Origin of the sequence: Mesorhizobium sp. M0074, assembly GCF_040322975.1 — a bacterium.
Classification (GTDB): Bacteria; Pseudomonadota; Alphaproteobacteria; order Rhizobiales; family Rhizobiaceae; genus Mesorhizobium.
The window spans coordinates 16717-34117 of record NZ_JAMYUM010000010.1 but is presented as its reverse complement, the minus strand read 5'-3'; the positions used below and the strand labels follow the sequence as shown (position 1 = coordinate 34117).

The window sequence follows — 17401 nt, the reverse complement described above, 5'->3', positions numbered from 1 at the left end:
TTCAAAGGACCTGACACCGGACGGGGCAGAAGCAATATGAGGATTTCCATGGCTGATCCCGTTCGCAATTATCAGACGCGCGCCGTGCCCGGCGCCGGCGTCGATGCTGCCATCGACCAGGGCCTGCGGGCCTACATGATCAAGGTCTACAATCTGATGGGGCTTGGCCTCCTCATCACCGGCCTTGCCGCGGTCGGCACAATCATGCTGGCCACCACCAGCGATCCCGCCTCGGCCGTCGCGACGTTGCCAAGCGGCGAGATGCTGACCTCGTTCGGCTACGCGATCTTTGGTTCGCCGCTGAAATGGCTGGTGATCTTTGCCCCGCTGGCAGCGGTGATGTTCCTGTCGTTCCGAGTCCAGTCGATGAGCGTTTCGGCCGCGCAGACGACGTTCTGGGTCTACGCCGGCCTCGTCGGCCTGTCGCTGTCGTCGATCTTCCTGGTCTACACCACCGCCAGTATCTCGCAGACCTTCTTCGCCACCGCCGCCGCCTTTGGCGGGCTGTCGCTCTACGGCTACACGACCAAGCGCGATCTCTCGGCGTTCGGGTCGTTCCTGGTCATGGGCCTGGTCGGCCTGATCATCGCGATGGTGATCAACATCTTCCTGCAGTCGTCGGCGCTTTCCTTCGCCGTTTCGGCGATCGGCGTGCTGATCTTCGCGGGCCTCACCGCCTACGACACGCAGAACATCAAGGAGATGTACTTCGAGGGCGACGAGACTGATGTCGCCGGCCGCAAGGCGATTATGGGCGCATTGAGGCTCTATCTCGACTTCATCAACCTGTTTATGTTCCTGTTGCAGTTCATGGGCGACCGTCGCTAAATACGGTTTTCCTGGACCAGCGAGTTTGGAAAGGGCGGCCCAATGGCCGCCCTTTTCTTTTGTGCCGGCTTTTGCTGTGATATAGGGCAGATGAACGACGTGCCTAAATTATGAGCAGCATCACCTTGCGGGCCGCGACGTCGGCCGATCTCGACCGGATCACGGAAATCTATGCCGACGCGGTAACGAATGGCACGGCGAGCTATGAACTCGAACCGCCAAGCCGCACCGAGATGGGCGCGCGCTTCGACAGCCTGATGGCGGGCGGCTTTCCCTATCTCGTTGCGGAAAAGACCGGCGCCGTGCTCGGCTATGCCTATGCCGGGGCGTTCCGGCCACGCCCGGCCTACCGCTTCGTCGTTGAGGATTCCGTCTATGTCGCGCCCGAGGCCAAAGGGCAAGGCGTCGGGCTGCTCTTGATGCAAGGGCTGATCGAGGCGGCCAAGGTGGCGGGTTTTCGCCAGATCATCGCGGTGATCGGCGACGGCCGGCCCGACAGCGCCTCGGTACGGCTGCACGAGAAGCTCGGCTTTCGTCATTCCGGCCGCCTGGAAGGCTCCGGCTACAAGCACGGGCGTTGGCTGGACACGGTGTTCATGCAGCTGCCGATCAATGGCGGGGCGTCCATCCCGCCTGATCCGCAATCGCTGCCCGAGCGGAAGTTCCAACAGTAAAAATAAAGGGTTACGCCTCGACCAGCTTCAGTGTTCGGTCGAACACGCCAAGCACCCGGCCGAGTTCCTGGCCGCGCTTGAGGATGCGCCCGCCGGCGGCGATGACGGCGAACGCGCCTTGCCGGCGCGCCAGCTTCGGATCCTTGACGATCTGGAAAAGCGGCACTTCGCTGGTGCGGCGGAAGACGGAAAAAACGGCGCGGTCGGCGAGATGGTCGATGGCATAGTCGCGCCACTCGTTGGCGGCAACCATACGGCCGTAGAGCCTGAGGATCTGGTCCAGTTCGCGCCGGTCGAACCGCACCGGCTGGTCGAGGCGTTCGCGTCTTGCCTCATGCAGCGGGATCAATATTGCGGATGCGTCCCCATCCTCCGTCCCGCTGCTGCGATCAGTCATGCCTGGATCCTCGCAATGAATCGTACGCCGACCAAAGTTGGCGCTTTCGTTGCCGAATTGCAAGGCCCGGCCGGGCAAGGCCAGCACCGCGCGGTTTCTCCAGCGTCCAGTCACGTTTGCGAAACGCCTGTTGGAATTGGTGATGCTTCGCCACAATCCTGCCTTTTTTTATCCGTGCTCATGCCCCAATGTCCGACGAATTTACCGGTGTTGCCTGAGACGGTTCGGTCCGGCACCGGCTCGTAAACCCCAAGCCCCCCGCCCACGGGTCTGCGTCGGATCGAACCAACCTCGGTTTTTCCTTGGAAAGATCGGGTGCGACGATCCCAAAACCTAAATGACCGGCGTCAGAAGCAAGCTGACGCCGGTTTTTTATTGGCCGGCCGGTGGGATCGCCTCCGAAGCGGGGGGCACGTTAAGATGGCCATGCAGGGGCCCTAATTGCGTTATGACCGTCGGTCTGCGCAGCCCCTCATTGCCCTGCCGGGCATTTCTCCCCGTATAGCGACGGGGAGAAAGACGCAGACGGCTGCGGTTTTGCCAATCACCAGCGTTGCACGAAGAACGCCGATACCGCGGCCAGTTTCCCTTCTCCCCGTCACTATACCGGGTAGAAGGTGCCGGCAGGCGGATGAGGGGCAGCGCGACGTTTCGGTTCAAGGCTTGCGGATAAAGGCTGCACCCAGGATCGGACCGGGCATGCCGTCCTTGCCAACTGATTGCAGCAGCACGGCGCAGCCACCCTTCTTGGCGATCTCGCTCATCGGCAGTTCGTAGCGCTGCGCCTTGCCGTGCCACATGCCGGCGGTCTGGATGGTGGAGACGGCGTTCCAGTAGGTCATGCTGCGGCCGCTGTTTTCGCCCTTGCCGATCTTTATCGTCTGTGGCGGGTTGAAATAGACGATGACGACATGCGCGTCGGTGGGGCCGGTCACGGCGTCGCCGGCATCGATCATGACGCGATCGCTGGTCCGGCTGACCTTGATGCCGACGCGCATGCCTTCGCCGACCCTCTCCATGCGGGCCAGCGCGCCGTCGACTTCCTTGCGGCTGGCGCCGTTGACATGGCTGCGGCCGTTTATGACGGCTTGCGGGGTGTAGACGGAACGACTGCCGAAGGCGCGCATATACTCGTATTGCCGCTCGGTATTTTCCTTGCGGCTCAGCGTGTCCTGCCAGCCGAGGTAATCCCAATAATCGACATGATAGGCGAGCGCGACGATGTCCTCCTTGGCGGCAAGCTCGGCGAAGAATTCGTCGGCCGGCGGACAGGAGTTGCATCCCTGGCTGGTGAAGAGCTCGACGACGCCTAATGGCTTGTCGGTTGGCTCGGCAAGGACCCTGCCGGCCAATGCCGAGAGGGCCAGCGCAAGGGCCGCAAGCCGCAATGGTCTTCGAGATGGCATGGCCGTTCCGATCCCGCCGGTGACGCCGGCTTTGTTCTGGTTGTCGAAATATGTGGCAGAAGCGGCAGTCAACGGGAAGTCACGTTGCGGTGAAATTTTGCCGTTGCAACCACTGGCAAGGGCGCAATAGGTGGACTTGCACTACACGATGGAAGCGATTCGGGCGGCAATCAGCATGTGGCAATCTCTCCTGGCGCCGGTCGACCTCTATTGCGAACGGATGGGGCCGGAATTCTGGGCCGAACCGCTCAATGCGCTGAGCAATCTGGCTTTTTTTGCCGCCGGGCTATGGGGTGTCTGGCAGGTGCGCAAGCGCGGCACCGGCACCTTCGCCGAAGTGCTGGCCTGGTGGGTGGTGGCGATCGGCGTCGGCTCGTCGCTGTTCCACACCTTTGCCACAAGGGCAATGATCCTGGCCGACGTGCTGCCCATTGCAGGGTTCACGCTGGCCTACACGCTGTTCAACCTGCGACGTTTTCTCGGCATGAAATGGGGCAGGGCGATCGCCATCTTCGTCGCCTTTTACGCCGTTGCCGGGCTGGTGACCTTTGCCGTGCCCGACTGGCTGCGCCAGGCGTCGAACGGGACGACCGGCTATCTGCCTCCGTTTCTGGCGCTCGCCTTCTTCGGCGCCTGGGTGGCGGCCAGCGGCAATCGCGCCGGCTGGTACAATCTGGCGGGTTCGGCGATCTTCGTCGTGTCGGTCATCTGCAGGATGATCGATCCGCTGGTCTGCGGCGGCTTTCCGCTCGGCACGCATTTCCTGTGGCACATATTCAACGGGCTGATGCTCGGCGTGCTGCTGGCGGCGACAGCGCGGTTTGGAAAGCCGGGAATTGGGGGAATAGGGCAGTAGGGCAGTAGGGCAGTAGGGCAGTAGGGGAATAAGTCGCTTCTCCTTGCTTCACCCTACTGCCCTACTCCCTTATTGCCCTACTCACTTAAGCGGCCAGATCGCGCAGCACGTATTGCAGGATGCCGCCGTTCTTGAAGTAGTCGAGCTCGTCCAGCGTATCGATGCGGCAGATGATCGGAACCTCTTTGACGCTGCCGTCGCCGTAGGTGATCCTGGCGATCATCTTCTGCCGCGGCTTGATGTTGCTCAGTCCGTCGATCTCGACCAGTTCGTCGCCCTTGAGGTTGAGCGAGGCCCATGAGGTGCCTTCCTCGAAGACGAAGGGGATCACGCCCATGCCGACCAAATTGGAGCGGTGGATGCGCTCGAAGGACTGGGCGATGACCGCGCGGACGCCCAGCAAATTGGTGCCCTTGGCCGCCCAGTCACGCGACGAGCCGTTGCCATATTCGACGCCGGCGAAGATGACCAGCGGCACGCCTTCCTTCTTGTAGCGCATCGCGGCGTCGTAGATCGATTCCTCTTCTTTCGAGGGGTAATGGATGGTGTAGCCGCCCTCGCGGCCGTTCTCGCCCAGCATATGGTTGCGGATGCGGATATTGGCGAAGGTGCCGCGCATCATCACCTCGTGGTTGCCCCGGCGCGTGCCGTACTGGTTGAAATCGGCGACGCCGACGCCGTGGTCGGTAAGATACTTGCCGGCCGGCGAGGCCGCCTTGATCGAACCGGCCGGCGAAATGTGGTCGGTGGTGATCTTGTCGCCGAACAGGCCGAGCACACGCGCGCCCTTGATATCGCCGATCTTGCCGAAGCCTGACTTCATGCCGGCGAAATAGGGTGGGTTCTGCACATAGGTCGAATTGTCGTCCCAGGCATAGGTCTGGCCTTCCGGCGCCTTGACATTCTGCCAGTACTCGTCGCCCTTGAAGACGTCGGCATACTTGCGGGCAAACAATTCGCGCGTGACGTTCTTCTCGATGAATTCCTGGATCTCGACCGAACTTGGCCAGATGTCTTTGAGATAGACCGGACTGCCGTTGCGATCGTCGCCGAGCGGCTCGGTGGTCAGATCTTTGGTCACGGTCCCGGCCAGCGCGTGGGCGACGACCAGCGGCGGCGAGGCGAGATAGTTCGCCTGCACGTCGGGCGAGACGCGGCCTTCGAAATTGCGGTTGCCGGACAAGACTGCCGCAGCAATCAAGCCCTTATCGTTGATGGTCTTGGAGATCGGCGCCGGCAACGGGCCGGAATTGCCGATGCAGGTGGTGCAGCCGAAGCCGACCAGGTTGAAGCCGATCTGGTCGAGCTCCTTCTGCAGGCCGGATTTCTCGAGATATTCGGCGACGACCTGGCTGCCCGGCGCCAATGAGGTCTTGACCCACGGCTTCTGCTTGAGGCCGAGCCGGTTGGCGTTGCGCGCCAACAGCCCGGCGCCGATCAGCACGCTCGGGTTCGAGGTGTTGGTGCAGGAGGTGATGGCGGCGATGACCACATCGCCGTGGCCAAGATCGTAGTCCGTGCTCTCGACGGCATAGCGCTTGTCGATTTCGGCGGCCTTCCTGTATTCGGTCTCCATGGCCTTGGCGAAGCCGGCCGGAATGTCTTCAAGTGCGACCCGGCCTTCAGGCCGCTTCGGGCCGGCCATCGACGGGACGACACTGCCGAGATCGAGCTCCAGCAGGTCGGTGAAGACCGGATCGGCAGAGCCGGCATCGCGCCACAAGCCTTGCGCCTTCGAATAAGCCTCGACCAGGGCGATGCGGCTTTCGTCGCGACCGGACATGGTGAGATAGCGGATGGTTTCGCTGTCGACCGGGAAGAAGCCGCAGGTGGCGCCATATTCCGGCGCCATGTTGCCGATGGTGGCGCGGTCGGCCAGCGTCATGTTGGACAGGCCCGGCCCGAAGAATTCGACGAACTTGCCGACGACGCCCTTCTTGCGCAGCATCTGGGTGACGGTGAGCACCAGGTCGGTGGCGGTGACGCCTTCCCTCAGCCTGCCGGTGAGCCGGAAGCCGATGACTTCAGGCAGCAGCATGGAGACCGGCTGGCCAAGCATCGCGGCCTCGGCCTCGATGCCGCCGACGCCCCAGCCGAGAACGCCGAGGCCGTTGATCATCGTGGTATGTGAATCGGTGCCGACGCAGGTGTCGGGATAGGCGGTGGTCTCGCCGTCTTCGCTGTTGGTCCACACGACCTGACCGAGATATTCGAGATTGACCTGATGGCAGATGCCGGTGCCGGGCGGCACGACGCGGAAATTGCGGAACGCCTGCTGGCCCCATTTCAGGAATTTGTAGCGTTCCTCGTTGCGCTCATATTCAAGCTCGACATTGCGGGCGAAAGCCAGTGGCGTGCCGAATTCGTCGACGATGACCGAGTGGTCGATGACCAGATCGACCGGCACCAGCGGATTGATCTTTTGCGGGTCGCCGCCGAGCGAGGCCATGGCGTCGCGCATGGCGGCAAGGTCGACCACGGCTGGAACGCCGGTGAAATCCTGCATCAGCACGCGAGCCGGGCGATAGGCGATCTCGACGCCGGCGGTGCCCCGGTCAGTCAGCCAGCCGGCGACCGCCTGGATGCTCTCCTTGGTAACGGAACGGCCGTCCTCGTTGCGCAGCAGATTCTCCAGCAGCACCTTCATCGAATAGGGCAATTGGGCAATACCGGTGAGGCCGTTCTTTTCGGCCTCGACAAGGTCATAGTAGATGTACTCGGTGCCGCTGGCGGTCAGCGTGCGGCGGCAATTGAAACTGTCGAGTGATTTGGACACGTGCGATCCCTAACTGTCGGTTGCCGGAAGGGAACGGACGCCAGTGGGCATGCAAATCACGCGCAAAGGTGCGGGTACGGCCATTTCCGCTATCCGTTCCCAAGCGTCCGGGCCGTTCAAGGCGGCACGCGCGCTGGTTCGGCGCAAATTCGGTTCCCGTGCCGACCGCTGGCACGGATGATGCGGATATAGAGAATTTTCTGGAATAGTTCTAGACACGGAATCGCCATTTTTGCTGCGGCGCACCGAAGCCGCGCCTGAACGTTCGGCGAAGGGGAACGGATGCGGCTGATCGCGGAAAATCTTGGCGGCGAACGCGGCGGCGAGACGGTATTTTCCGGCATCGAATTCGCGTTGGGGGATGGCCAGGCGCTGGTCGTCACCGGGCCGAACGGCGCCGGCAAATCGACGCTGCTCAGGATCGTCGCCGGACTGTTGCCGGTGGCGGCAGGCCGTGTGCGGTTCGAAGGTGGTGGCGAGGACTTTCCGTCGGCCGCCTCGGCCTGTCACTATCTCGGCCACCTCAACGCGATGAAGAGGGCGCTGAGCGTTACGGAAAACCTGTGCTTCTGGCGCGATTTTTCGGGCGCCGGTTCCGCGGGTGTTGAAGAGGCACTGGAAACCGTCGGGCTGGGCGGCATCGGCCATCTGCCGTTCGGCTACCTCTCGACCGGGCAACGCCGCCGCGCGGCGATTGCAAAACTGCTGGTCAGCCACCGGCCATTGTGGCTGCTCGATGAGCCGACGGCAGGACTGGACAAGGCTTCGGAGGCGAGATTCGGCGAATTGATGGGGAAGCACCTCGAGAGTGGGGGAATCGTGGTTGCGGCGACGCATTTGCCGCTGGGGATCGAGGGAAAGGAATTGAGGATGACCGGCTGATGTTGGCATTCCTTCACAGGCGAAAGCATCTCACATCATGCTAGCCCTCTTCCTGCGCGACATCCGGCTGAGTATCCGCGCCGGCGGCGGGGCGCTTACCGGCGTGATTTTCTTTCTCGCCGTTATCGCGACCATCCCCTTCGGCGTCGGTCCCGAGCTGAAGCTGCTGGCCCGCATCGGCCCGGCGATCCTGTGGATCGCCGCCTTGCTGGCCTGCCTGCTCGGCCTCGACCGGCTGTTCCAGGCCGACCGCGAGGACGGCTCGCTCGATCTTCTGGTGCTTGGCAACGACCGGCACATGCTGGCCTTGACCGTTCTGACGAAATGCCTGGCGCATTGGGCGGGAAGCGTGCTGCCGCTGGTCATCGCCGCTCCCTTGCTCGGCCTGTTCATGAACATGGAGCCGGCCGGCATCGGCGCCACGGCGTTGACGCTTCTGGTAGGCACGCCGGCGATCACCTTCATCGGTGCTGCCGGTGCAGCGGTGGCAGTGGCGTTGCCGCGTGGCGGGCTGCTGATCTCGGTGCTCGTGCTGCCGCTGACCATTCCCGTGCTGATCTTCGGCGTATCGGCAAGCTATGGCGCGGTGGCGGACCCCGATCCATTCCTGCAGCCCTTCCTCATTCTTGCCGCGCTGACCTTGTTTCTTGCCGTGCTCGGCCCTGTGGCGGCGGCGCTGGCGCTACGGCACGGAACGGATTGATGCGTTGGCTTCAGCTCATGCCTGCGGCGCGGCGAACAATTGCGGAGCCGATGGCGCAGCGTTAAGAGAAGACATGTTGGAACGGCGTGAGACGGACCGGTTGGAAAGCGCCGCGGAGCGAAAAGCATGAGCGTACATGCGCTTTATGTCACCGCCGCCTATGCGATCACGGCCGTGGTGCTGGGCGGGCTGATCGGCTGGATTCTGCTCGACCAGCGCGGCCGCAAGCGAGAGCTTGCCGAGCTGGAGGCATCCGGCGTGCGCCGGCGCTCCGATAAGGCAGTAAAATCATGAGCACGGAAACCCAAACACCGGCGCGCCGCCGCCTGATCGTGCTGCTGCCGCTGCTGGTCTTTCTCGGGCTGGCGGGATTGTTCCTGGCGCAGCTTTTGTCCGGGCGCGACGTGTCGGAAGTGCCGTCAGCGCTGATCGGCCTGCCGGCGCCGCAGACCAACCTGCCGGCGCTCGAAGGCACCAATTTGCCGGGCCTCGATTCAAAACAGTTCGCCGGCAAGGTGACGCTGGTCAACGTCTTCGCGTCCTGGTGCGCGCCGTGCCGCGAAGAGCATCCGGTGCTGCTGGCGCTGTCGCAGGACAGACGCTTCGTCATGGCCGCGCTGAACTACAAGGACCAGCCGGAAAACGCCCGTCGGTTCCTTGGCGATCTCGGCAACCCATTCCAGGCGATCGGCGTCGACCAGGCCGGACGCACGGCGATCGACTGGGGTGTCTACGGCGTGCCGGAGACCTTCGTCATCGGCAAGGATGGCAAGATCGCCTATAAGCATGTAGGACCGCTGACGCCGGACTCGGCGCGGACGCTGCTGTTGCCCGAAATCGAGAAGGCGCTGGCCATGCCGGGCTGATGGCCCGCCGTTTCGTCATGCTAGGGTCTTTGCTCCGCTTTGCGTCGCTACGCCCAAGGATGACGAACGTGATAGGTCGACCGAAGACTCAGCCGTAGATCTGCTTGTGGACCTGGTAGAGCATTTCTGAGCGGTCGGCGCGCATGTCGGCGAGGTCACGGCTGCTGAAGCTGTCTATTTCGGCGACGAGGCGGTTGTAATGCCGGCGCTTGGCGATGCTGGCGCGAGCGCGGCTCATGAGGCTGTCGATGATCATAGCGAGTTTCCTTTTTGCGCCGCGTTTCGCGGCCAGTTGTTCCTCCCTTGATCGATACGGAGCATGACATAGTTATGGTGCATTGCAAAAATAAGATGTTGCAATGCACCATTGCGCTGGGCGCATAGCCGGTTAGCGGGATGTGACCTGCCGTCCGGGCCAGCATTCGCTTCCATAATGCCTCTGACGCATCATCGATCTTGCCATATCGATCGTGGGCTGGCTTGATCGCGCCTTGCCAAGCGACTGCTACCGGGAGGAACCATGGCCAGCGAATTCTACGAAGTTCTCGATCCGCGCTTTTCGCGGCTGTTCAACGGCAATGCACAGGTCGACAGGCTGTTTACCGGCTGCCGATGGGCGGAAGGACCGGCCTGGTTCGCGGCCGGGCGCTATGTGGTTTGGTCCGACATCCCGAACAATCGCATGCTGCGTTACGACGAGACCGACGGCAGCGTCAGCGTGTTCCGTCAGCCGTCCGGCAATTCCAACGGCAACACGGTCGACCGGCAAGGCCGGCTGGTTACTTGCGAGCATTCCGGCCGCCGCGTCAGCCGCACCGAGCATGACGGGTCGGTAGTCACCATCGCCGACAAATGGCGCGGCAAGCGGCTGAACTCGCCCAATGACGCGGTGGTCAAGTCCGACGGCTCGATCTGGTTCACCGACCCGAGCTACGGCATCGATACCGATTACGAGGGCGACAAGGCCGAAAGCGAGATCGGCGCCTGCCATGTCTACCGGGTCGATCCCGGCACCAGCGAGACCGAGGCGGTGATCACCGACATGGTCAGGCCCAACGGGCTCGCCTTCTCGCTCGACGAAAGCAAGCTCTATGTCGCCGACACCGGCCGCACCCATGGCGCGCAAAACCCGGCGCACATCCGGGTGTTCAATGTCGACCAGGGCGGCAAGACGGTCTCAGGCGAAAAGGTCTTTGCCGACTGCACCGCCGGCCTGTTCGACGGTTTCAGGCTGGATGCGGACGGCCGCATCTGGACCAGTGCCGCCGACGGGGTCCATTGCTACGATCCGGACGGGACGCTGATCGGCAAGGTCAAGGTACCGGAAGTCGTCGCCAATTGCGTGTTCGGCGGCAACAAGCTGAACTGCCTCTACATCGCCGGCACCACATCCCTCTACATGGTCCGGCTCATGGTCAACGGCGCCAAAACCTACTGAGCGGCCGCCAAGCATATGCAAGGGAGGGAACCATGCCATTCGTGAATATCCGCCTGGTCAAGGAGGTGATTGCCGATGACCCGGCCGGCAAAAAGGCCGCGATCGCCGCCCAAGTGACAGCGGCCATCACCAGCGTCACCGGCCTGACCAACAATGATGTCTGGGTGGTTTTCGAGGAGGTCGCTGCACGCGACTGGTTCGTCGGCGAGACCGACGTCGAGACGCGGAGGGGCAAGGGATAGTTCCCGGCACAGATTGGCCGCAGCTCCTAGCGTCGTCATCCCAGGGCGGAGCAGGAGCGAAGCTCCGTCGCGGAGACCCTGGGATGACGAAAGCACGGTCCGGCGTTCACCGCGAGCGGATGAACTCCGCGAAGGCGGATAGGGCATCGCGCATCGTCAGCCGGTTTTCAGGCTGCGATAAGATATCCTCCACCTCCAGCAGCTTCTTGCCGAGCAGCGCTATTTCGAGCGCTGCTTCCTCATGGAGCGCAAAAGACATTGTCCGCATGATCTCGACCAGTGCGGCGCGGGCAAACAGCGAGCGCGGCGAGGCATGCACCAGCATGGCTGGCTTGCCAACGGCGGCATCGCGCGACACCAGCCAGTCAAGCGCGTTCTTCAGGCCGCCTGGCACACCGTGGGCATATTCCGGGCAGGAGACGATGACGCCGTCGGCGGCGGTGACCGCATCGATCAGCGCCGCTGCTTGCGGCGGCGTTCGCTCGCCTTCGTCGTCGGGGTTGAAGATCGGCAGCCGACCAAGCCCGTCATAGACGGAGACGTGACAGTCCGGCGGCGCGTTTTGCGCGAGTGCCGCGACCAGGGCCGAATTGGTCGAGGCGGCGCGCAGGCTGCCGGAGATGGCGAGGATGTTCAGCAAAGGAATGGAGACCGGCTTGGGCGATTCGTTGCCGATCACGCTACCACATGGTCTTCCTGTATTCATCGTCCAGCCAGCGGTCGGTCGCCTCGGCCGAATCGGCGAGCGCCAGCTGGTCGCGCAGGATCTGGCCGAGCGTCGGCAGCGTCGCGCGGTCGTACCAGCTCTCCGGCTTCCACAGTTCGGAGCGCATGAAGGCCTTGGCGCAATGCATATAGGCGGCCTTGACCGTTACCACGACGACGCTTTGCGGTGCCTTGCCGTCGACCGCCAGCCGCTCACGCAATGCCGCATCGACGGTGATGCGGGCATCGCCATTGACACGCAGCGTTTCGTTCATGCCGGGAATGAGGAAGAGCAGCCCGATCGAGGGATTGAGAAGGATGTTCTCCAGCGTGTCGAGCCGGTTGTTGCCGGGACGGTCGGGGATGGCGATGGTCTTCTCGTCGAGCACTGTTACGAAGCCCGGCCTGTCGCCCTTGGGCGTCACATCGGCATTGCCGGCGCCGTCGGACGAGCCGATCAGCACGAAAGGGCTCTTGCCGATGAAGGAACGGCAGTGGCCGTCCAATGCCTTCAGTTCCTTGCGGATCGAGCCGTCAGTCGGCCGAGGCGTCTTGTAGATCGTCCTCAACTCGTCGCGTGTGGTGATGAATTCCATGCCCCTCTCCTCTTATTCTGACGCAATTCCCTAGGGAAAGCGCTACGCGCTTTTCCCGGGAAAACCGCTACACACTTTCCTGGAATTGCTCTATTTGCCGGCCTTCTCTTCCTTGCCGGTCTTGTCCTCGAGCGAATGGCGCAGGATCAACGGCATTTGGCTTAACGTGAAGACAAGGGTAATGGGAATCGTGCCCCAGACCTTGAAATAAAGCCAGGCTTCCTCAGAAAAGTTGCGCCACACGACCTCGTTCAGCGCAGCCAGAAAAAGGAAGAAGAGCCCCCATCGGAAAGTGAGCTTGCGCCAGCCTTCGGCGTCGAGATTGAAGGCGGAATCAAAGACATAGCCCAACAGCGATCTGTCAAACGCCAACCCGCCAAGCAACGTGATGCCGAACAGGCTGTTGATGATTGTCGGCTTCATGAAAGCGAAGGTCTTGTCCTGCAGCCACAGCGCCAGCGCGCCAAACACAAACACCACGATGGCCGAGACCAACGGCATGATCGGCCAGCTGCGCGTCAAAATCCACGAAACGCTGAGCGATAGCGCCGTCGCCACCATAAAGAACGCTGTGGCAATCAGGATAGGCTCGCCGATATGGCCGAGGATCGGAAACTTCCCGACAAGCCACGCACCGCGGATGGTGGTGAAAAAGAACACCAGGCCAGGCCCGAGTTCGAGCAGGAATTTCAGGCCGGGGTTCAATGCCTTGCGGCGCGGATCGGACAGGTCGCGTTCGAGGATGGGTGGGCTCATAGGGTCCTTCTTACGCATGATTCAATCCAAAAAGCCTGCAACTTTTTGGGATCATGCTCGTCAAGCCACGCCAGCGATCGCCCTGGCGAATTCGCTTGCGGAAAAGGGTTCGAGGTCGTCGACCTGTTCGCCGACGCCGATGAAATAGACCGGCAATTTATGCTTTGCCGCGATCGCCACCAGAATACCGCCGCGCGCCGTGCCGTCCAGCTTGGTCATCACCAGGCCGTTGACGCCGGCGACATTGCGGAAGATCTCGACCTGGTTGAGCGCATTCTGGCCGGTGGTGGCATCGACCGTCTGCAGCACGGTGTGCGGCGCTTCCGGATCGAGCTTGCCCAGCACCCGGACGATCTTTTCCAGTTCCGCCATTAGTTCGGTCTTGTTCTGCAGCCGCCCGGCGGTGTCGATGATCAGCACGTCGGAGCCGGCCTCCTTCGCGCGCTCGAATGCATCGTAGGCGAGGCCGGCGGCATCGGCGCCGAGCTTCGAGGCAATGACCGGCGAGTTGGTACGCTCGCCCCAGATCTTCAGCTGCTCGATCGCGGCTGCGCGAAAGGTGTCGCCGGCGGCGAGCATCACCGAGAGACCGCCATCGGTGAGCTTCGCCGCCAGCTTGCCGATGGTCGTGGTCTTCCCCGTGCCGTTGACGCCGACCACCAGGATAACATGCGGCTTGTGGCTGAGGTCGAGCTCCAACGGCATGGCGACGTGGGTCAGCACCTTCTCAACCTCGGCCGCCATGATGGTCCGGACTTCGGTGTCGGAGACGTCCTTGCCGTAGCGGCTGGCGGAGAGCGCGTCGGTAACGCGCAAAGCCGTCTCCATGCCGAGATCGGCGCGGATCAGCACATCCTCCAGGTCCTGCAGCGTGTCCTCGTCAAGTTTCCGCTTGGTGAAGACGCCGGCGATGTTGCCCGACAACTCCTTGGAAGAGCGGGCAAGCCCGTCTCGCATGCGCTGGAACCAGGAGCGCCTCGGCGCCGGTTCGGGCGCCTTCTGCGGCTCGGCTTTCTGCTCGACCTTCTTGGTCACGGTGACTTTGCCGGGGGCGGGCTTTGGCTCCGGCGATGGTTGCGGAACGGCTTCTGGCTCGGGCGTTACCTCCCCCTCGATGGGAGGGTGGGGCGCCGGCACGACCTCCGGTTCGGGCGCGATCTCGGTCAAGATCGGTTTCGTCTCGGCCGGCGCTGGCTGGCGGATCGGGGGCGGTATTTCGGCGGGCGGGACTTCGCGCGCTGGCGCTGCTGAGGGAGCCTCGGTGGGCACTACCGGCACTTCGACGGGTGCAGGTTCTGGCTGGGAGGGGACGATTTCTGGCTGCTGCGGCTCGGCCCGGATCTCCTCCGGTTCCTCAGCAGGCGTTTCCGGCTCGGGTGGAACGGTCGGCGGCGGCTCAGGCTTCTGCGATTCCGGCGCCGGTTGGGGTGCCGGAGGCAACTCTGGTTCGACTGGCGGTGGAGGTACGGCTTCGACTTCGGGTCGCGACTCTTCGCGTTTCAAAAACTCCGGGACGGCCTGCTCGGCGGCCGGTTTCAGCGCCTCCAGTTCGTCCCATTTGATCGGCGGCAGCGGTGCGGTCTCGTCGGGCCGCTCCTCGACGACTTCCTTCTTGCCGAACGAAAATATCTTCTTGAAAAAACCAGCCATGTCTTGCGCTCTCAGGCGGCGCGGGCGGCAAGCGGCGCGGCGATCAGTCGGATACCGTCATGGCCGGCGATATCAGCCTCGACGATGTCGCCCGGAGCGCCGGCAGAGACCGCGGCCAGCGTAAACCCTTCGGTGCGGCCAAGGCCGTCACGCTCGACCAGGATCGACTGATGCGTTCCAGCGAGCGAGGCAAGATGGCGGCGATAGGCGGCCTCGCCGGCGGCGCGCAGGCGTGCCGCGCGTTGCTTGACGACGTCGCGGCGGAGCTGCGGCATGCGCGCGGCGGGCGTGCCCTGGCGCGGCGAAAACGGGAAGACGTGGAGATGCGTCAGGCCGCATTCCTCGACGATCTCCAGCGAGTTTTCGAACATGGCGTCCGTCTCGGTCGGGAAGCCGGCGATGATGTCGGCGCCGAAAACAATGCCGGGGCGCAGTTTGCGCACATCCTCGCAAAAGCGGATCGACTGGTCGCGGCTGTGCCGGCGCTTCATCCGCTTCAGGATCATGTCGTCACCCGATTGCAGCGATAGATGCAGATGCGGCATCAGCCTCGGCTCGGTGGCGATGGCGTCCAGCAGATCGTCGTCGGCTTCGATCGAGTCGATGGAGGAAAGCCGCAGGCGTTTCACGTCTGGCACCTGCTTCAGGATGGTCTTGACCAATTTGCCGAGCTTCGGTGCGCCCGGCAGATCGGCGCCGAAACTGGTCATGTCGACGCCCGTCAGCACGATCTCGGCATAACCATTGCCGACGAGTCGCTTGATCTGCTCGACCACGGCGCCCATAGGCACCGAGCGCGAATTGCCGCGACCGTAGGGAATGATGCAGAAGGTACAGCGGTGGTCGCAGCCGTTCTGCACCTGGACAAAAGCGCGCGCCCGGCCCTCGATGGCGTCGACCATGTGGGCGGCCGTCTCGCGCACCGAAAAGATATCGTTGACGCGCGCCTTCTCAGTGTCGTTGACGCCGAAATCCGGCAGCGCGCGATAGGAATGCGCCTTCAGCTTTTCCTCATTGCCGAGGACGAGATCGACCTCGTCCATGGCGACGAAATCCTGCGGGCCGGTCTGCGCGGCGCAGCCGGTAACGATGATGCGGGCAGCCGGGTTCTCACGGCGGGCTTTTCTGATCGACTGCTTGGCCTGGCGTACAGCCTCGCCGGTGACGGCGCAGGTGTTGAAGATGATGGCACCGCCTTCGAGCCCGCCGAGGCCCGCACTTTCGGCTTCACGCCGCATCACCTCGGATTCATAGGTGTTCAGCCGGCAGCCGAAGGTGACGACCTCGATACCCTTGTTGCCAAGAGGAGCCATCAGGCGGCGCTTTCGGTGTCGCGCGCCCACGCCCCGGTCGACGGATCGAAGCTGCCGGAAAATTCCCATTCGGCGGCACCGGTCAGGATGACGTGGTCGTCGTCGCGCCACAAAACATGCAGCGAGCCGTCGCCGGGCGTCATCAGCGTGACGCCGCGGCCGGTACGCCGGGTGCGGGACGCGGCGACCACAGCGGCGCAAGCAGCCGTGCCGCAGGCCTTGGTCAGGCCGGCGCCGCGCTCCCAGGTGCGGATGACCATGGTCTCCGGCGAAGTCACCTGCGCGATGGTGATGTTGGCGCGCTCGGGGAAGATCGGATGGTTTTCGAGCAGCGGGCCGAAGCGCTCGAGCTCGTACGACCAGACGTCGCGGTCGACCCAGAAGATGGCGTGCGGATTGCCCATCGAGACGACCGAGGGCGAATGCAGCACCGGGGCATCGATCGGGCCGATCTGCAGCTCGATCATGCGGGTGTCGCGGAATTCCTCGGCCAGCGGGATGTCCTGCCAGCCAAAGCGCGGCCTGCCCATGTCGACCGAGATCATTCCGTCGGCATGTTCCTCGGCATTGAGGATGCCGGCGACTGTTTCAAAGGCAAATGTCTTCTGGCCGGTCTCGGCGGCGAGCGCCTGGACGACACAACGCATGCCGTTGCCGCAGGCCTGCGCCCTGGTTCCGTCGGAATTCAAGATGTCGATGAAAAAGGCGGTGCCCGGCGTCCTGGGGTCGTGGATTGCCATGATCTGGTCGAACCTGGTCGCCGCATCGGCATTAAGCGCGACGGCTGCCGCAGGCGTCACGCGATCGGCACGGCCACGCATATCGGCAACGATGATTTCGTTGCCGATGCCGTTCATCTTGGCGAAAGGGGCCGCGCTTGCCATCGATCGAAAGGTCTCTTGCCGGTTTGGCGCCTATATGGCGGATAGCGGCAGAAATTACCAGCGCGGCGTGATTTTCAGGTCACCGCGAAGACGCCAAGCACGATCAGCAGGAAGATGATCAGCACGATGCCGATGAGGATGCGGGCGCCGGTGGCGGCGGCTCCGGCCAGTGCCGGCATGCCGAGCAGGCTCGCCGCGGCCGCGATAATCAAAAGAATGATGATCCACCTGATCATGAGATTACCTCGCAGCCGACAGGTTTGAACACGTACAAACGCTTCAGCGAGGCCTTGGGTTCCGCCGGCGGTGGCTGGGGCGGGTCGGAGAACCCGGCTGGGATATGCAGCTACGGATGCAATGTGTCATAGTATTGAATGATCCAAACGACGTGTTCGCTGGCACATGAGCTGCGGCCGGCGGATAGGAAAG

General features: G+C 63.1%; 20 protein-coding genes. 9 read left to right on the top strand and 11 right to left on the bottom strand.

The genetic code is table 11. The features are described 5' to 3' along the window. The first annotated feature begins 48 nt into the window (after positions 1 to 48). The gene (locus tag NKJ73_RS15360) at positions 49 to 828 is read left to right on the top strand and encodes a Bax inhibitor-1/YccA family protein (protein WP_254817871.1); all 780 of its coding nucleotides are present in this window, start codon (positions 49 to 51) and stop codon (positions 826 to 828) included. A 110-nt stretch (positions 829 to 938) separates the two neighbouring features. Next, positions 939 to 1502: a GNAT family N-acetyltransferase gene (locus NKJ73_RS15355; protein ID WP_352570029.1), complete on the top strand. Its 564-nt coding sequence runs from the start codon at positions 939 to 941 to the stop codon at positions 1500 to 1502. A gap of 10 nt (positions 1503 to 1512) precedes the next feature. Here the strand turns inward: NKJ73_RS15355 and NKJ73_RS15350 are convergent, their stop codons facing one another. Together NKJ73_RS15350 and NKJ73_RS15345 are read right to left on the bottom strand one after the other, a co-directional pair. Further along, positions 1513 to 1899, bottom strand: coding sequence for a DUF2794 domain-containing protein (locus NKJ73_RS15350; RefSeq protein ID WP_031212724.1), 387 nt, complete (start codon positions 1897 to 1899; stop codon positions 1513 to 1515). A 656-nt stretch (positions 1900 to 2555) separates the two neighbouring features. Further along, positions 2556 to 3305, bottom strand: coding sequence for a DUF1223 domain-containing protein (locus NKJ73_RS15345; protein WP_352570028.1), 750 nt, complete (start codon positions 3303 to 3305; stop codon positions 2556 to 2558). A gap of 175 nt (positions 3306 to 3480) precedes the next feature. On the opposite strand from NKJ73_RS15345, the gene NKJ73_RS15340 reads away from it, so the two are divergent. After that, positions 3481 to 4161 carry a ceramidase domain-containing protein gene (locus NKJ73_RS15340; protein WP_352570026.1) on the top strand — a complete coding sequence of 227 codons (681 nt, stop codon included), beginning with the start codon at positions 3481 to 3483 and terminating at the stop codon, positions 4159 to 4161. 85 nt (positions 4162 to 4246) lie between these two features. Here the strand turns inward: NKJ73_RS15340 and acnA are convergent, their stop codons facing one another. Next, positions 4247 to 6937, bottom strand: a complete 2691-nt coding sequence (gene acnA, locus NKJ73_RS15335) for an aconitate hydratase AcnA (protein WP_352570025.1) — start codon at positions 6935 to 6937, stop codon at positions 4247 to 4249. Positions 6938 to 7219: 282 nt separating this feature from the next. Here acnA and ccmA point away from each other — a divergent pair, with 282 nt between their 5' ends. The 4 genes from ccmA to NKJ73_RS15315 all read left to right on the top strand — a co-directional run bounded on the left by ccmA (position 7220) and on the right by NKJ73_RS15315 (position 9388). Then, positions 7220 to 7819: a heme ABC exporter ATP-binding protein CcmA gene (gene ccmA / locus NKJ73_RS15330; protein ID WP_352570024.1), complete on the top strand. Its 600-nt coding sequence runs from the start codon at positions 7220 to 7222 to the stop codon at positions 7817 to 7819. Positions 7820 to 7856: 37 nt separating this feature from the next. Continuing rightward, entirely contained in the window at positions 7857 to 8522 is a 666-nt protein-coding gene (gene ccmB, locus NKJ73_RS15325; protein ID WP_023679814.1) for a heme exporter protein CcmB, read from the top strand. 126 nt (positions 8523 to 8648) lie between these two features. Continuing rightward, entirely contained in the window at positions 8649 to 8816 is a 168-nt protein-coding gene (gene ccmD / locus NKJ73_RS15320) for a heme exporter protein CcmD (protein WP_352456348.1), read from the top strand. Then, positions 8813 to 9388, top strand: coding sequence for a DsbE family thiol:disulfide interchange protein (locus tag NKJ73_RS15315; RefSeq protein ID WP_352450188.1), 576 nt, complete (start codon positions 8813 to 8815; stop codon positions 9386 to 9388). The genes ccmD and NKJ73_RS15315 overlap by 4 nt, the downstream gene beginning before the upstream one ends. A gap of 88 nt (positions 9389 to 9476) precedes the next feature. On the opposite strand, the gene NKJ73_RS15310 is transcribed toward NKJ73_RS15315, so the two are convergent. After that, a complete protein-coding gene (locus NKJ73_RS15310) occupies positions 9477 to 9644 on the bottom strand; it encodes a hypothetical protein (RefSeq protein ID WP_023721879.1) in 168 nt (55 codons plus the stop codon). A gap of 264 nt (positions 9645 to 9908) precedes the next feature. Between NKJ73_RS15310 and NKJ73_RS15305 the strand changes: the two genes are divergently transcribed. Next, complete coding sequence (locus NKJ73_RS15305; protein ID WP_352570023.1) at positions 9909 to 10826, top strand: SMP-30/gluconolactonase/LRE family protein; 918 nt, start codon at positions 9909 to 9911, stop codon at positions 10824 to 10826. A 32-nt stretch (positions 10827 to 10858) separates the two neighbouring features. Then, a complete protein-coding gene (locus NKJ73_RS15300; protein ID WP_023679809.1) occupies positions 10859 to 11068 on the top strand; it encodes a tautomerase family protein in 210 nt (69 codons plus the stop codon). A gap of 106 nt (positions 11069 to 11174) precedes the next feature. Here the strand turns inward: NKJ73_RS15300 and NKJ73_RS15295 are convergent, their stop codons facing one another. From NKJ73_RS15295 to NKJ73_RS15265, 7 genes are all read right to left on the bottom strand, one after another. After that, entirely contained in the window at positions 11175 to 11708 is a 534-nt protein-coding gene (locus tag NKJ73_RS15295; protein WP_352570207.1) for an NADPH-dependent FMN reductase, read from the bottom strand. 40 nt (positions 11709 to 11748) lie between these two features. Further along, positions 11749 to 12369 (bottom strand): pyridoxamine 5'-phosphate oxidase family protein, encoded by a 621-nt coding sequence (locus NKJ73_RS15290; RefSeq protein WP_352570022.1) that lies wholly within the window; start codon positions 12367 to 12369, stop codon positions 11749 to 11751. A gap of 90 nt (positions 12370 to 12459) precedes the next feature. Next, positions 12460 to 13125, bottom strand: coding sequence for a septation protein A (locus NKJ73_RS15285; RefSeq protein ID WP_352570021.1), 666 nt, complete (start codon positions 13123 to 13125; stop codon positions 12460 to 12462). A gap of 60 nt (positions 13126 to 13185) precedes the next feature. Beyond that, the gene (gene ftsY, locus NKJ73_RS15280; RefSeq protein WP_352570019.1) at positions 13186 to 14775 is read right to left on the bottom strand and encodes a signal recognition particle-docking protein FtsY; all 1590 of its coding nucleotides are present in this window, start codon (positions 14773 to 14775) and stop codon (positions 13186 to 13188) included. Between the two features lie 11 nt (positions 14776 to 14786). Continuing rightward, positions 14787 to 16088, bottom strand: a complete 1302-nt coding sequence (gene mtaB / locus NKJ73_RS15275; RefSeq protein WP_031212717.1) for a tRNA (N(6)-L-threonylcarbamoyladenosine(37)-C(2))-methylthiotransferase MtaB — start codon at positions 16086 to 16088, stop codon at positions 14787 to 14789. After that, positions 16088 to 16972, bottom strand: a complete 885-nt coding sequence (gene dapF / locus NKJ73_RS15270) for a diaminopimelate epimerase (protein ID WP_352570018.1) — start codon at positions 16970 to 16972, stop codon at positions 16088 to 16090. Before dapF ends, mtaB begins: the two co-directional genes overlap by 1 nt. Before the next feature lie 74 nt (positions 16973 to 17046). Next, complete coding sequence (locus NKJ73_RS15265; protein ID WP_031195454.1) at positions 17047 to 17208, bottom strand: DUF1328 family protein; 162 nt, start codon at positions 17206 to 17208, stop codon at positions 17047 to 17049. Positions 17209 to 17401 lie beyond the last annotated feature (193 nt).

Coding starts and splice junctions, on each gene's coding strand:
- NKJ73_RS15285 (WP_352570021.1), bottom strand. CDS start 13,125: ATGAGCCCACCCATCCTCGAACGCGACCTGTCCGATCCGCGCCGCAAG.
- NKJ73_RS15345 (WP_352570028.1), bottom strand. CDS start 3,305: ATGCCATCTCGAAGACCATTGCGGCTTGCGGCCCTTGCGCTGGCCCTC.
- ftsY (WP_352570019.1), bottom strand. CDS start 14,775: ATGGCTGGTTTTTTCAAGAAGATATTTTCGTTCGGCAAGAAGGAAGTC.
- ccmD (WP_352456348.1), top strand. CDS start 8,649: ATGAGCGTACATGCGCTTTATGTCACCGCCGCCTATGCGATCACGGCC.
- NKJ73_RS15355 (WP_352570029.1), top strand. CDS start 939: ATGAGCAGCATCACCTTGCGGGCCGCGACGTCGGCCGATCTCGACCGG.
- NKJ73_RS15305 (WP_352570023.1), top strand. CDS start 9,909: ATGGCCAGCGAATTCTACGAAGTTCTCGATCCGCGCTTTTCGCGGCTG.
- NKJ73_RS15350 (WP_031212724.1), bottom strand. CDS start 1,899: ATGACTGATCGCAGCAGCGGGACGGAGGATGGGGACGCATCCGCAATA.
- NKJ73_RS15310 (WP_023721879.1), bottom strand. CDS start 9,644: ATGATCATCGACAGCCTCATGAGCCGCGCTCGCGCCAGCATCGCCAAG.
- dapF (WP_352570018.1), bottom strand. CDS start 16,972: ATGGCAAGCGCGGCCCCTTTCGCCAAGATGAACGGCATCGGCAACGAA.
- ccmA (WP_352570024.1), top strand. CDS start 7,220: ATGCGGCTGATCGCGGAAAATCTTGGCGGCGAACGCGGCGGCGAGACG.
- mtaB (WP_031212717.1), bottom strand. CDS start 16,088: ATGGCTCCTCTTGGCAACAAGGGTATCGAGGTCGTCACCTTCGGCTGC.
- NKJ73_RS15300 (WP_023679809.1), top strand. CDS start 10,859: ATGCCATTCGTGAATATCCGCCTGGTCAAGGAGGTGATTGCCGATGAC.
- NKJ73_RS15265 (WP_031195454.1), bottom strand. CDS start 17,208: ATGATCAGGTGGATCATCATTCTTTTGATTATCGCGGCCGCGGCGAGC.
- NKJ73_RS15290 (WP_352570022.1), bottom strand. CDS start 12,369: ATGGAATTCATCACCACACGCGACGAGTTGAGGACGATCTACAAGACG.
- NKJ73_RS15340 (WP_352570026.1), top strand. CDS start 3,481: ATGTGGCAATCTCTCCTGGCGCCGGTCGACCTCTATTGCGAACGGATG.
- NKJ73_RS15315 (WP_352450188.1), top strand. CDS start 8,813: ATGAGCACGGAAACCCAAACACCGGCGCGCCGCCGCCTGATCGTGCTG.
- NKJ73_RS15360 (WP_254817871.1), top strand. CDS start 49: ATGGCTGATCCCGTTCGCAATTATCAGACGCGCGCCGTGCCCGGCGCC.
- ccmB (WP_023679814.1), top strand. CDS start 7,857: ATGCTAGCCCTCTTCCTGCGCGACATCCGGCTGAGTATCCGCGCCGGC.